General features: G+C 57.2%; 10 protein-coding genes. 3 read left to right on the top strand and 7 right to left on the bottom strand.

Annotated elements, in window-relative coordinates:
* Nucleotides 1–99 precede the first annotated feature (99 nt).
* The gene (locus GM154_RS01470) at nt 100–4269 is read left to right on the top strand and encodes an EAL domain-containing protein (protein WP_219650725.1); all 4170 of its coding nucleotides are present in this window, start codon (nt 100–102) and stop codon (nt 4267–4269) included.
* Between the two features lie 110 nt (nt 4270–4379).
* Nucleotides 4380–5633, top strand: a complete 1254-nt coding sequence (gene glyA, locus GM154_RS01475; RefSeq protein WP_010797161.1) for a serine hydroxymethyltransferase — start codon at nt 4380–4382, stop codon at nt 5631–5633.
* A 40-nt stretch (nt 5634–5673) separates the two neighbouring features.
* Here glyA and yjiA read toward each other — a convergent pair whose 3' ends face one another.
* From yjiA to GM154_RS01490, 3 genes are all read right to left on the bottom strand, one after another.
* On the bottom strand, nt 5674–6660 hold the full coding sequence (yjiA, locus tag GM154_RS01480) for a GTPase (RefSeq protein ID WP_219650726.1): 987 nt from the start codon (nt 6658–6660) through the stop codon (nt 5674–5676).
* Between the two features lie 68 nt (nt 6661–6728).
* Nucleotides 6729–6932, bottom strand: coding sequence for a YbdD/YjiX family protein (locus GM154_RS01485; RefSeq protein ID WP_010797159.1), 204 nt, complete (start codon nt 6930–6932; stop codon nt 6729–6731).
* A 12-nt stretch (nt 6933–6944) separates the two neighbouring features.
* Complete coding sequence (locus GM154_RS01490; protein WP_074822916.1) at nt 6945–9011, bottom strand: carbon starvation CstA family protein; 2067 nt, start codon at nt 9009–9011, stop codon at nt 6945–6947.
* Nucleotides 9012–9319: 308 nt separating this feature from the next.
* On the opposite strand from GM154_RS01490, the gene GM154_RS01495 reads away from it, so the two are divergent.
* Nucleotides 9320–9685 carry a PilZ domain-containing protein gene (locus GM154_RS01495; protein WP_010797157.1) on the top strand — a complete coding sequence of 122 codons (366 nt, stop codon included), beginning with the start codon at nt 9320–9322 and terminating at the stop codon, nt 9683–9685.
* Nucleotides 9686–9695: 10 nt separating this feature from the next.
* Here the strand turns inward: GM154_RS01495 and radA are convergent, their stop codons facing one another.
* The 4 genes from radA to GM154_RS01515 form a co-directional block, all read right to left on the bottom strand.
* On the bottom strand, nt 9696–11057 hold the full coding sequence (radA, locus tag GM154_RS01500; RefSeq protein WP_125887188.1) for a DNA repair protein RadA: 1362 nt from the start codon (nt 11055–11057) through the stop codon (nt 9696–9698).
* Nucleotides 11058–11156: 99 nt separating this feature from the next.
* Nucleotides 11157–11759, bottom strand: coding sequence for an ankyrin repeat domain-containing protein (locus tag GM154_RS01505; protein ID WP_219650941.1), 603 nt, complete (start codon nt 11757–11759; stop codon nt 11157–11159).
* A gap of 182 nt (nt 11760–11941) precedes the next feature.
* Nucleotides 11942–13483: a catalase gene (locus GM154_RS01510; protein ID WP_219650727.1), complete on the bottom strand. Its 1542-nt coding sequence runs from the start codon at nt 13481–13483 to the stop codon at nt 11942–11944.
* 169 nt (nt 13484–13652) lie between these two features.
* On the bottom strand, nt 13653–13889 hold the full coding sequence (locus GM154_RS01515) for a YdcH family protein (RefSeq protein WP_219650728.1): 237 nt from the start codon (nt 13887–13889) through the stop codon (nt 13653–13655).
* Nucleotides 13890–13978 lie beyond the last annotated feature (89 nt).

Genomic DNA, 13978 nt, shown 5'->3' on the forward strand with positions numbered 1-13978 from the left:
GATGATGACGATACCTTCCATGAGCGCCTCACCCAGTGACAGGACTGTCTATAGCGTGTGCGGTTGCCGCTTGTAACTGCACTCTTTTGGAAAACCGATGTGAAAGCTTCTGCCGGCCTACCCTTACAAAACCTGCTGACGCGCTCTCCTGCACTCCGTATGTTGAAGTGGGTGCTGGCTGGGCTGATTCTGTTATTGCTGGGTGTATTGTCCTGGCAACTCCATAAGGAGCTGAATCAGCGAAGTGCCATGCTGGGCAGCTTCGCTCGGGAGCAGAGCCTGCAAAAGGCCGAATATATCGAGCAAGCCCTTGCGTTTCTTGCTCACCAAGCGGCGGCAGAGCTTGATGACGTAACGCCGGAGACAGGCATCGAGGCGCTACCGGCACAGTTGCAGGCTATCTATCCCAAGGCCAACCACCTCTATTGGGTTCCAGCCGGCGCGCTTGAAGACCCGTCCTTATTTCCGTCAGCAGTCGACCCAAACTACCTGAGCCCTGCCCTACGACGTTTGGAGGCGAGACCGTTTTATTACGGCTATACGCCTCACGAAGGTAGCTATGTGCTCCTCAGGCAGAAAAGCCAGAGCGATCAGGGCTGGTGGCTGATCACGGGCGAAGCCGGGCTAGGGCTGGAAAGGCTGAAAAACCACACCCATGAACTGATCTGGACTATTACAGACAAGGCAAGCGGCGCCACGTTGGCCAGGGATATGCCTGAGGAGCCTGCCGTTTCGGACAGCCAGACCTTTGCCCTCACATTGGATGGCACCAACTGGCAGCTCCGTAGCCATTTGAGCCCTTCGGTCCTGACCTGGAAAACCCTGTTTTTGTGGCGAGTTGCCACGTTTGTGTTGCTGACCCTATGCGCGTCCCTTCTGGTGTACTGCCTGCAGCGGGAGCAATCCGGCTTTCATCTTTCCTCACGCTCGTCACGGCAGAGCCTGCGTCTGATGATGCAAGCCCTGAATGCGGTAGATGAGTGCGTACTGGTCACCTATGAAGAGGGCCGCCTGCTTTACCTCAACCGGAAAGCCTCCCTTCTTTTGGGCATCGAACAGACAGATGCGGAGCAGCACACCTTGAGGGGTCTGCTCCCTGCACTAGACCTATCAACTCCGCAAGAGGCCGACAAGGATTGGATCGTCGAGCTATCCCAACCTGACGGCCAGCGCAGACTGTTTGCCGTCAGCCGCTACGGCGTAGGCTCGAATCGTTCCCTGGAGGAACTGGAAGATCATACGTCAGCCTTTACCGGGTGCGCCTGGATACTGCGGGACGTCACTGAGCAGCAGCAGGCGCTCCGGACGATAGAAAGTACACGCCAGCGCTACCAGAGCATTTTCGAAGGCATCAACACCGGCATTTGTGTATTGGACTTCTCCCGCCTGCAGCAGGTCCTGCTAGCACATCACATCACAAGTGCCCGGACGTTCTATCAATGGCTTGAGATCAATCCTTCACGGGGCCACGAGCTGCTTGGCCTGATTCGCATCACTGAAATGAATCAGATGGCGCTGACCCTGCTAGGCATTAAGACCATTGATCAGGCACTGGCCAACCTGATCGGCGATAGCAAACCCAACGCCCATGGCAAGCGCATGAAGATGATTGCCGCGCTGGCTGAAGGACAGCAGACCCTGGATGTGGAAGGCCGCCTCATAACACCGCAAGGTGATCGCCATCTCTGGTTCTCTGTCCACCTTCCTCCGGCAGAAATGGGATACGAGGCCGTACCGCTGAGCATAACGGATGTATCACGGCGCAAACGCACCGAACTCTCGCTGATCGAGCGGGAGCGCTTCTGGTCCGACTTGGTCAAAGCGGCGCCGGACACGCTTTATACCTATGACCTCAAGACCCAGACCATTGTTTATCAAAACCATCCCCTGGGACTCAAGCTCGGCTATAGCGAAGCCGAACTGGACGCGTTGGGCCCGGACTACCTGACCACGCTCCTGCATCCAGATGACCATGAGTTGTACGAGCGCCTGCGCACCATGCGGCAGATCATTCAGGAAGGCCAGGTGAACGACTGCCTGGTTCGCTGGCATCACAAGGATGGCCACTGGTGCTGGTTCGATCTGCGCGAGCAGGCGTTTCAACGTGACAGCCAGGGCCAGATGCGCCAGATCATCGGCCTTGCACTGGATGTCACCGAGATGGTCAACGCCAATGATCTGCTGCGTGACCAGGAACGTCGCTATCGCCTGCTGGCGGAAAGTATCAGCGACATCATTTTCAGCACGGACCAACAGTTGGCTATCAACTACATAAGCCCTTCGGCTGAAAATCTTCTGGGCTACAAACTCGAAACGCTTTACCAGCTCAACCCCTATGATCTGGCCACGCACTCCCAGCAACTCAAGAAACTGCGGGACTGGATAAAAAAGCTGCGTAGATCGCTTGGGTCAGCTCAGCTGATGGCGGAGGTAGATCAGGAAGCCAGTCAGGTCATTATCCTGGACTGCCTCCACGCCGACGGGCACAAGTTAAGCCTGGAAATGCGTCTGGAAACGCTATGGGACAAGCATGGTCGTTTCGAAGGGCTGTTGGGCATCTGCCGGGACATCACTGCCCAGCGACGCGCGGAAAAAGACATGCGGATGGCCGCTACCGTTTTCGATCACTCGGCAGCCGCCATTCTGGTCACTGATCCGGCCGGTTACATCGTACGCGTCAACCAGATGTTCACCCGTATGACCGGTTACGAGCCAGAGGAAGTCATCGACCAGCAACCGCGCATGCTATGTGCAGACCTTCAGGAAGCCAATCAGCTCTCTCATATCATGAACCATATGGCGGTACAGGGCAGCTGGGAAGGTGAACTGTGGCAAAAGCGCAAGGATGGTGAGCCGTACCCGTCCTGGATCGGCATTACCGGCGTACGCGACGATGAAGGTGATCTGGTCAGCTTCGTGTGTTTCTTCGTGGATATCAGTGAGCGCAAGGCCAGTGAACGACATATTCACCGTCTGGCCTATTACGATGCCCTGACGCTCCTGCCAAACCGCACGCTGTTCCAGGATCGCCTCCACACTGCATTGGAGCAGGCGGTTCACCATGCCAACTGGGTTGTGCTGATGTTCCTAGATTTGGATCGTTTCAAGCCGATCAACGATTCGTTGGGGCATGCTGCTGGCGACCGAATGCTCAAGGAGGTAGCTGTACGCCTAACCGCCTGTGTAGGAACGGAGGATAGCGTGGCTCGCATGGGTGGCGATGAGTTCACCTTGCTGCTGGCCAACCTAGGTAGTCGGGAGGAGGCCATGGCCTGTGCTATCCGCGTGGCCGAAAATATCCTGGAAAGCCTGTCCGAAGCATTTATTCTGGAAAATCGTGAGTTTTTCGTCAGCGCCAGTATCGGGATCGCGCTATCGCCTCAGGATGGCAGTGAACTCAGTCAGCTAATGAAAAACGCGGACACGGCGATGTACCACGCCAAGGAGATGGGCAAGAACAACTTCCAGTTCTACCAGGCGGAAATGAACGCCCGTGCGCTGGAGCGCATCGAGCTTGAAGCCGATCTGCGACACGCCTTGCTGCAAAATGAATTTACTTTGCATTACCAGCCGCAGTACCGGTGCTCCAATGGTCAGCTGACCGGCCTTGAGGCCCTGCTCCGCTGGAGCAACCCGCGCCGCGGCAACGTCTCACCTGTCGATTTCATTCCAGTGCTCGAAGAAACCGGTTTGATCATTCAGGTTGGGGATTGGGTCATCAAGGAAGCCTGCCGCCAGCTGCGCGTCTGGCATGATGAAAAGGTTCGCATTCCAAAGGTGTCCGTCAACCTCTCGGCCCGACAGTTCGCCGACAATCGCTTGGGCGAACATATTGCCCAGATCCTGCAGGAAGTGGGCTTACCCCCCGCCTGTCTTGAGCTTGAGCTCACGGAAAGCATCCTCATGCAGAACGTGGATGATGCGCTGATGACACTCAAAAGCCTGAAAGAGCTGGGTGTATGCATTTCGGTAGATGACTTTGGAACCGGCTACTCCTCGCTTAACTACCTGAAGCAGCTTCCCATCGACATTCTCAAGATCGACCGCAGCTTTGTGGATGGCTTGCCCCATGGAGAGCAGGACGCCCAGATTGCGCGCGCCATCATTGCCATGGCCCACAGCCTCAACCTGTCGGTCATTGCCGAAGGGGTGGAAAATGAAGAGCAGCTCAAATTCCTGCGTGACCATGAATGCGACGAAGTTCAGGGGTATCTGTTTGACAAACCGCTGTCACCCGAGCTGATCGAGGCCCGATTGCGGCTGATGTAGCCGCCATGAATGCTGTTCGACCGCTGCATGACGGGTGCTCATACCCAGTCCACTGTGGATTGGGATAGAATGCGCCCTCTTTTAGCCCAGTCGCTTTTCAGGGGAACCCCATGTTCAGCCGTGACTTAACCCTCGCCCGCTTCGACGCCGATCTGTATGCCGCTATGGAGCAGGAAGCCCAGCGTCAGGAAGATCACATCGAACTGATCGCTTCGGAAAACTACACCAGCCCGGCTGTCATGGAAGCCCAGGGCTCTGTCCTGACCAACAAATACGCCGAAGGCTATCCACACAAGCGCTACTACGGTGGTTGCGAATTCGTCGACAAGGTCGAGCAATTGGCAATTGACCGTGCCAAGCAGCTCTTTGGTGCCGACTACGCCAACGTTCAGCCCCACGCAGGCTCGCAGGCCAACTCTGCTGTTTACCTGGCGCTGCTGCAGCCTGGTGATACGATCCTCGGCATGAGCCTGGCCCATGGTGGTCACCTGACCCACGGCGCCAGCGTCAGCTCTTCCGGCAAGATCTATAACGCAGTTCAGTACGGTATCAATGAAAACGGCCTGATCGACTATGATGAAGTCGAGCGTCTGGCGGTTGAGCACAAGCCGAAGATGATCGTGGCCGGTTACTCGGCATACTCGCAGGTACTGGATTTCGCTCGCTTCCGTGAAATCGCGGACAAGGTGGGCGCTTACCTGTTCGTCGACATGGCTCACTTTGCCGGTCTGGTTGCCGCAGGTATCTACCCGAACCCGGTTCCGTTCGCCGATGTCGTGACCACGACGACTCACAAGACCCTGCGTGGTCCTCGTGGCGGCCTGATCCTGGCCAAAGCCAATGAGGAAATCGAGAAGAAGCTGAACTCGGCTGTCTTCCCGGGCGCCCAGGGTGGTCCGCTGATGCATGTGATCGCCGCCAAGGCCGTATGCTTTAAGGAAGCGCTGGCGCCTGAGTTCAAGCAGTACCAGCAGCAAGTCATCCAGAATGCCCAGGCCATGGCCGAGGTGTTTATCCAGCGTGGCTTCGATGTGGTTTCCGGCGGTACTCAGAACCACTTGTTCCTGCTGTCCCTGATCAAGCAGGACATCACCGGTAAGGATGCCGATGCGGCTCTAGGTCGTGCATTCATCACGGTAAACAAGAACTCCGTTCCGAACGATCCCCGCTCCCCCTTCGTGACCTCGGGCCTGCGTATCGGTACTCCGGCCGTTACCACCCGCGGCTTCAAGGAAGCTGAATGCCGTGAGCTGGCCGGCTGGATCTGCGACATCCTCGATAACATGGGCGATGAGTCCGTGATCGATGGCGTACGCGAAAAAGTCCAGGCTATCTGCGCCAAGTTGCCGGTTTACGGTCAGTAAGCTCAAGCCTTACGAAAAGCCCGGCTTATGCCGGGCTTTTTCATATGCCTCTGACTTGTGCCGCCTCGAGACCTTCGCGCAGCTCGGCCTCAGGCAATTCCATGCCAATAAAGACGATCACGCTTTCTCGCACTTCGCCCTCCTCCCACTCCCGGTCCCAGTCAGCGCCGTACAGCCGCTGAACACCCTGAAACAAGAGCTTTCGAGGCTCTCCGGCAATATCCAGAATACCCTTGTAACGCAGCAGATTACTGCCGTGCCGCTCAAGCACCCCTTCCATGAAGCGACTGACGCAGTCGATATCGAGCGGACGTTCGGCCTTGAGCGCCAGCGAAGTGATGTTGTCCGGCTTCTGGGTACGCACCGGCGTTAGCGGGCGGAAAAGCATCTGACGATCCAACTGATCGTTCAGATTGAACCCTCTGATATCCAACAGGACGCTCAGGTCAACCTGACCATGATCCACCACATGAACCGGCGCCCTTCGATTGATGCACTGCAAACGTTCGCTCAAAGCTGTGAAGGCAGTCTCATCTACCAGATCGCGCTTGCTAACCAACAGGCGATCCGCAAAGCCCACCTGGGCCTGGGCAATGGGTCTGGATAGCTGCTCCTGGGCATGAACAGCATCTACCAGCGTAATGATGCCATCCAGCAGATAGCGTTCGCGCAGATCCTCATCCATGAAGAAGGTCTGAGCAACTGGGCCTGGATCGGCCAGGCCGGTACACTCGATCACCAGTCGGTCGAATTCGATCTCGCCCTGGTCGAGCTGCTCCAGCAATACCGTCAGCGCATAGGACAAGTCTTTACTACCGGTACAGCAGACGCAACCATTGGCTACCTTTACGATGCGTACAGCCTTATCGCCCAGCAAGGCGCCGTCAATATCGGCCTCACTGAACTCATTTTCGATGACAGCGATCTTGAGGCCATGATCACCTTCAAGCAGGTAACGCAGCAGGGTTGTCTTGCCAGCACCGAGAAAGCCGGTCAAAACCGTTACAGGGATGGGGGTTGTAGACATATAAGCGGCCTTAAATGAAACGGGCCAGGCTAAAAGGCCTGGCCCGGTTGAATCACACCTTGACGTGCTTAGCAGCAGCGGAAGGTCTTGCCTTTGCCGCCACCATAACGCGCTTCCTGCCGCTCACGAAAGAACTCTTCGTAGGTCATGACAGGCAGGTCCGGATGTTTGCCGCGCATGTGCTCGACGTAGGTATCGTAATCCGGCATTCCGACCATGAGGCGAGCCGCCTGCCCCAGGTACTTTCCAAGATTGGCGAGGTCATTGAACATGCGCAGCTCCCATCAGACATTTGTCAGCGGTTGGAAAGGCGTTTCCTTGTCCGTGCGCTGAGGCTTGGACAAAGCGGCATAACCCACCTTCACGGTATAGAACAGCACGCTGGCGACTACGATCAGGAACAGTACGGTCAGAGTCGCATTGGTATAACTGTTGATCATGATCTGCTGCATCTGCTCAACCGACTTGGCTGGCGCCAGAATCTGATCAGCCGCCAGCGCATCGCGGTATTTGTGCGCCTGAGCCAGGAAGCCAACCGCCGGGTTGCTGTCAAACAGCTTGATCAGACTGGCCGTGGTTGTGCAGATCAGCAGCCACACGGCCGGCAATGCAGTTACCCAGGCGTAACGCTGGCGCTTCATCTTGATCAGCACGACCGTACCCAACATCAAGGCAACACCGGCCAGCATCTGGTTGGAGATACCGAACAGCGGCCAGAGCGTATTGATGCCGCCCAGCGGATCGACAACGCCTTGGTACAGCAGATATCCCCAGAGCGCAACGCAGCCACCTGTGCCAATCATATTGGCGATCCAGGAGTCGGTACGCTTGAGTGCTGGTACGAAATTGCCCAGCAAATCCTGCAGCATGAAGCGACCCGCACGGGTTCCGGCATCAACAGCCGTCAGGATGAAGAGCGCCTCGAACAGGATCGCGAAGTGGTACCAGAAGGCCATGGTGTTTTCACCCGGCAGCACCTGATGCAGGATCTGCGCGATACCGACCGCCAGTGTTGGAGCACCGCCGGCCCGCGCCAGGATGGTGGTTTCGCCAATGTCCTGTGCGGTCTGGGTCAGGATCTCGGGTGTTACCGCAAAGCCCCAGGAGCTGATCGTGGCAGCAACGCTTGCGGCATCGGCGCCCACAATGGCCGCCGGACTGTTCATGGCAAAGTAGACGCCCGGCTCGATGACCGATGCTGCCACCATGGCCATGATCGCCACAAAGGATTCCATCAGCATGGCGCCATACCCAATATAACGGGCATCTGTCTCACGGCTGAGCAGTTTGGGCGTGGTGCCTGACGAGATCAGCGCGTGGAAACCGGAAACAGCGCCACAGGCGATAGTGATAAAGAGGAACGGGAACAGGCTACCCTTCCAGACCGGGCCGGTACCATCCACAAACTGGGTAACAGCCGGCATCTTCAGCTCAGGTGCAATGAAGAGAATACCGATAGCCAGCGCGATGATGGTGCCGATCTTGAGGAAGGTCGACAGATAATCACGGGGCGCCAACAGCAGCCAGACGGGCAGCACGGAAGCCACGAAGCCATAGCCGATCAGCATCCAGGTAATCTGTTCACCCGTAAAGGTGAGCCGCGGCCCCCATACCGGATCAGCCGCAATCACGCCACCAAACCAGATGGCGGCCAGAAGCAATACCAGGCCGACCACAGAAATCTCACCGATATGGCCCGGGCGGATATAACGCATGTAAACGCCCATGAATACCGCGATGGGCAGCGTTGCCAGAACGGTAAACATCCCCCATGGGCTGTGGGCCAGCGCTTTCACCACAATCAGGGCCAGCACCGCCAGGATAATGATCATGATCAGGAAGCAGCCAAACAAGGCAATGGTTCCCGGTATCTGCCCCATCTCCTCGCGGACCATCTCGCCCAGCGAGCGGCCGTTACGGCGGGTGGAGATGAACAACACCATGAAGTCCTGGACCGCACCGGCAAAGACCACGCCGGCAATCAGCCAGAGTGTGCCGGGTAGGTAGCCCATTTGCGCGGCAAGTACCGGGCCGACCAGCGGGCCTGCGCCTGCAATGGCAGCGAAATGGTGACCGAACAGGATGTGCTTGTTGGTCGGTACGTAGTCCAGACCATCGTTATTGAGAACAGCCGGTGTTGCCCGGTTCGGGTCCAGCTGCATGACTTTGGTAGCGATGAACAGGCTGTAATAGCGATAGGCAACGAGATAGAGCGCGACGGCTGCAACGACGATCCATAACGCATTGATCGTCTCTCCACGGCGCAAGGCCACCACTCCCAAGGCGCAAGCCCCTACAGCCGCGACCACGGCCCAGGGCACGTGGCGGAATACACTCTTGTTATTATTCATAAAGGCTCCATGACAAACGGACAAAGAAGCTGCCGCTCAAGCTTAGTTCAAGCTGGCAATTCCGCCATCAGACCTTGGTCTAGAGCGTTTGGTTTGTAGTGGCCATTTGAATATTCATACCGCAGAAGGCAGATGCAGGATAGTCATGCCGACACCCGCTTGCATCAGCAGACCAAGCCCGGACCTTTTGTCGAACAACCTGCCGTTCGTTGACTAAGCTGTAACGCTAAGCGGCAATACTTTAGACGCCGCGCCTTGGGCCGATAGAATGAGGTGAAGTCACCTCTATCGCATTCAGGAGTAGCGACATGACTGATTCAACCGAACGTCGGCGTTTCAAGCGCTTCGCGTTTGACGCCACGGCGCGGATTCAACAGGGCGAACAGCACTGGACAGCGCTGGTCAACGACATTTCCCTGAAGGGATTACTGACACAAAAGCCTGACGACTGGAGCGGCCGTCAGGAGGTGCCCTTCCAGATCGTCATTACACTGGACGCGGAAACACAGGTCGAGATGAGCGCCGAACTGGTACGGCTAGAAGCCGAACAGCTGGGCTTTGCCTGCCAGCAGATCGATCTCGACTCCATCAGCCACCTGCGCCGTCTGGTCGAACTCAACCTGGGCGACCAGTCCCTGCTTGAGCGCGAACTGGCGGCCCTTGGCAAGGACTGACCCAGGCGGCTTACTCGAATAAGGCATCCAGCGCCTGGTCAAGACGGGTCACTGCGACCACTTCAAGACCAGCGGGTGCCTCCTTGGGCGCATTGCCTTTAGGTACGATGGCGCGCTTGAAGCCATGCTTGGCGGCTTCCTTCAAGCGCTCCTGTCCACTGGGCACTGGACGAATCTCACCCGAAAGACCGATCTCGCCAAAGACCAGCAGGTCGTGCGGCAAGGGGCGGTCACGTAGGCTGGAGATAACCGCTGCCATCAAGGCCAGGTCCACAGCTGTTTCCAACACCTTCACACCGCCAACGACGTTTATAAACACGTCCTGGTCATAGGTGGGAATGCCGCCATGGCGGTGCAGTACGGCTAACAGCATGGCCAGACGGTTCTGATCGAGACCGACCGTCACCCGACGCGGGTTGGCCAAGTGACTGGTATCGACCAGGGCCTGTACCTCAACCAGCATTGGTCGGGAGCCTTCCCAGGTAGCCATGACCACACTGCCTGGCACGGCCTCTTGTGCACGGGTCAGAAAAATGGCCGACGGGTTGGATACTTCCTTCAGGCCTTTATCGGTCATTCCGAAAACACCCAGCTCATTTACAGCACCGAAGCGGTTTTTCACTGCCCGAAGCAAACGCAGACGGCCATCCGATTCGCCCTCGAAATACAGAACAGTGTCCACCATGTGCTCAAGCACGCGCGGACCCGCCAGGGCACCTTCCTTCGTCACATGTCCGACCAAAAACACAGCCGTTCCGGTCTGTTTGGCAAAACGCACCAGAAGTGCCGCGCTTTCACGCACCTGGGCAACGCCACCCGGTGCGGATTGAAGATGCTCAGTAAAAATGGTCTGGATGGAGTCCACTACCATGACCCGCGGCTTTTCCTGACGTGCCGTGGCGATGATGCTCTCGATGCTCGTCTCGGTCATGACCTTGAGTTTGTCTTCCGGCAGCCCAAGGCGCCGGGCCCGCATGGCCACCTGTTGCTGGGACTCTTCGCCTGTCACATAAAGTGCTGGCATACGCTCGGCAATGCGGCAAAGCGTCTGTAGCAAAATGGTGGATTTACCAATGCCTGGATCACCGCCGATCAGCACAACCGACCCATCGACCAAGCCACCACCCAATACGCGGTCCAGCTCTGTGGAGTCTGTAGTGAAGCGTGGAGTTTCCTCAACGCTGACCTCGGCCAATGTCTTGAGCACGGCCTGCTGGCCCGCCCAGCCGCCACGGCCGGAGGCACCGGGCGCTGACTCAACAACCGTTTCGACAAGCGTATTCCAGGCGCCGCACTCGCCACACTGCCCTGCCCATTTGGGAAACGTTGCGCCGCACTCTGTGCAGCCGTACATGCGCTTGGCTTTAGCCATTCCAGGCTCCTGAAAACAAAGCCTGATTATACACCACTGTATGAATTTACAGTTAACTCGATTCGCGTTTCCAGCCCAAGGTCTGTTGCAGCGCTAGGGTCAACGGGTCGGGGGTTGGCTGAATTCACCGCGCTTGAGCTTTTCGACATCGTTGCCCATCGCATCCCTGGCATTAAGGTCTGCGCCTTTGGCCGCCAGATCGTCCAGCACACTCTTGCGTTGAAAAAGCGCAGCGTACATGGCAGCCGTCTGGCCGGCATTGTTACGCTGGTCGGGGTTGCACTTGGCCTGAACCAGGCGGTGGGCAATGGTAATCTCCCCTTTGAAGATGGCGCCCATCAATGCAGTATTGCCTCGGTTGTCCTGTATGCAGGGGTCTGCACCTGCAGCCAGCAGCTGCTCGACGGCTTCCTTGTGGCCATGGTAGGCCGCCAGGATCAAGGCGGTGTAGCCTTTTTCATCCTGGGTATTGAGGTCATAATGAGCCTTGATGAACTCTTCCAGCATCTCCTGACGGCCATCACGGGCCGCATCGAAGAAATAGCTTTTGAGCTGTGCCTTTACCGCGTCGGGTGAGGGCTGACCAGGTGTTTTCGCCTCGACTGCAGCCGGCTCGGCTACCGACGCCTCAGGTGGCGGATCAGCCAATGCCAATGTGCTGGTGAGGGAAAGCATCGTAATGCCAAGAAAAAATAAGCGCATAGCGTGTTCTCTCGCGGTCAGGGCTGCCCGTGCGCGAGCGGCATTGGGCATGATCTGGCTTGTGCCCTGTCTATGGTTACCCGGCTGGCATGAACACTCGCCAGGCAATTTGTCGGGCTTGCCTATCCAGGCAGGCAAGCCCGACAAGGGAGCACGGGCAGGATTAGCCTGCCCGGAGGACATCAGTCCTTGAGGGTCGCGGCCACTTCCTTGACGCGCTTGAGGTCGCCTTTGGCCACCTTAGTCAAGCCTTCGCCATATTCCGCGTCAGCCTTGTAGAAGTACGCCAGCATCATGTTTTTGCTTTCGTCATCCACAACACGCAGATCACCGCCCAGGCTTTCGATCAGGTCCTGACGCTCCTTCTTGCTGTAAGAGCGATACAGATCACCCGCCTGCTTGAAGTTCTGCTCGCGCTGGATCTTGGCCTGCTGGGTCGTACCAGACAGCGGCAGCTGGCTGTAACGTGCGGAAGTGTCTTCCTCACGCGGCTGCAGGCGGCTCGGCTGGTAGTTCACGGAGGCCGCCGTGTGGCCGATGTTCATCGCCCCGTCCTGGTTGCCGTTGTTCACCTCTACGTGAGGCTTGTTGATTGGCAGCTGCAGACCATTGGTGCCCACGCGATAGAGCTGCGTATCGGCGTAGGAGAACACACGACCCTGAAGCAGACGATCCTCGGAGGGCTCGATGCCAGGCACAACATTGGCAGGCGCCATGGCAACCTGCTCGGTTTCCTGGAAGAAGTTGTCCGGGTTCTTGTTCAGGACCATCTGACCAATCTTGCGCTCGGGCACGCCCGGCCAGATCTTGGTGGCATCCAGCGGGTCAAAGTCGAACTTGGGCAGATCTTCCGGGTTAAGCACCTGAACGTACAGGTCCCACTTCGGGTAGTCGCCCTTGTCGATGGCGTTGGCCAGATCGCGAGTCAGATGGCTGTAGTCCTTGCTCTGAACTTCGGCCACTTCCTTCGGATCCAGGTTCTTCTTGCCGGACTGCAAGCTCTTCCAGTGGAACTTCACATAGTGAACTTCACCCTTGGCATTGACAAACTTGTAGGCATGTACGCCATTGCCATCCATGGTGCGGTAGCTGGCCGGTGTACCTTCATTGGAGTACAGCTCGGTCAGGGTACGGGTCGCTTCCGGAATGTGAGAGAAGAAGTCGAACGTACGACGCGGGTCATCCAGGTTGGTACGTGGGTCAGGCTTGAACGCATGAACCATGTCCGGGAACTTGATGGCGTCACGGATGAAGAACGTTGGGAAGTTGTTGCCTACCAGATCCCAGTTGCCGTCAGCAGTGTAGAACTTGGTGGCAAAGCCGCGCGGGTCGCGCAGGGTTTCCGGTGAGTGATTACCATGGATCACCGCAGAGAAACGTACGAAGACCGGCGTTTTCTCGCCTGGGCGGAAAACCTTGGCCTTGGTCAGGTCAGAAACGTCGGCCGAGGCGACGAACTCTCCGTGGGCACCCGCGCCACGCGCGTGAACGACACGCTCTGGAATACGCTCACGGTCAAAGCGCTGAAGCTTTTGTACCAGTTGCACGTCCTGCAGGAGTGTCGGGCCTGTGGCTCCAGCGGTCTGGGAGTTCTGGTTGTCTCCGACTGGCGCACCGTTGTCACGCGTCAGGGTACCTGCATAGGCCGCCGAAGCGACTGTGGCAGACAGGATGCCCGCTGCAAGCAGATTCAGGGCATATCCGGAAAAGGTCCGAATGGACATTGTTGGGTTCCTCTCTTTTTTAAGTGCTCTGTTCCAAGCACGTAAAGAGTAAGGAACCCGGACCGCTTCGCTAAATTGAATACCTTTTGTTCCGCTATTAGCAGAATCAATACCCAAGCCAAGCGTTTTAAGTTATGGCCGCTACGCAGGGGCAGCGGCCTAGAGCTGATCAGCTACCTTGCAGCTCGCGTGCGATCTTGTCCTTGATCACGACGCGTTCTCGTCGGCATCGATTCAACTCCTCATCGCCACTGTTCTCGACCATCTCTTCGATTTCCAGGATCTCCTGATCCAGCGCATCGTATTGCTCGATCAGCTTGGCAAATTCTGGATTGTTCTGGCGCAGCTCTTCAAACTTCTGAACCTTGTCTGGAAAATCCTTGTGCAAGTTGTGCTCGGCAACCATGTGTGACCTCCTGAGGCAGGTTGAATATCTTGAGCCTTTCAGCCCATCCATATGGTGGACCGCAGCCGTTCGGCAAAGTGCAGCAACGA

It is taken from the genome of Pseudomonas sp. MAG002Y (assembly GCF_019400845.1).
Lineage (GTDB): Bacteria > Pseudomonadota > Gammaproteobacteria > Pseudomonadales > Pseudomonadaceae > Chryseomonas > Chryseomonas luteola.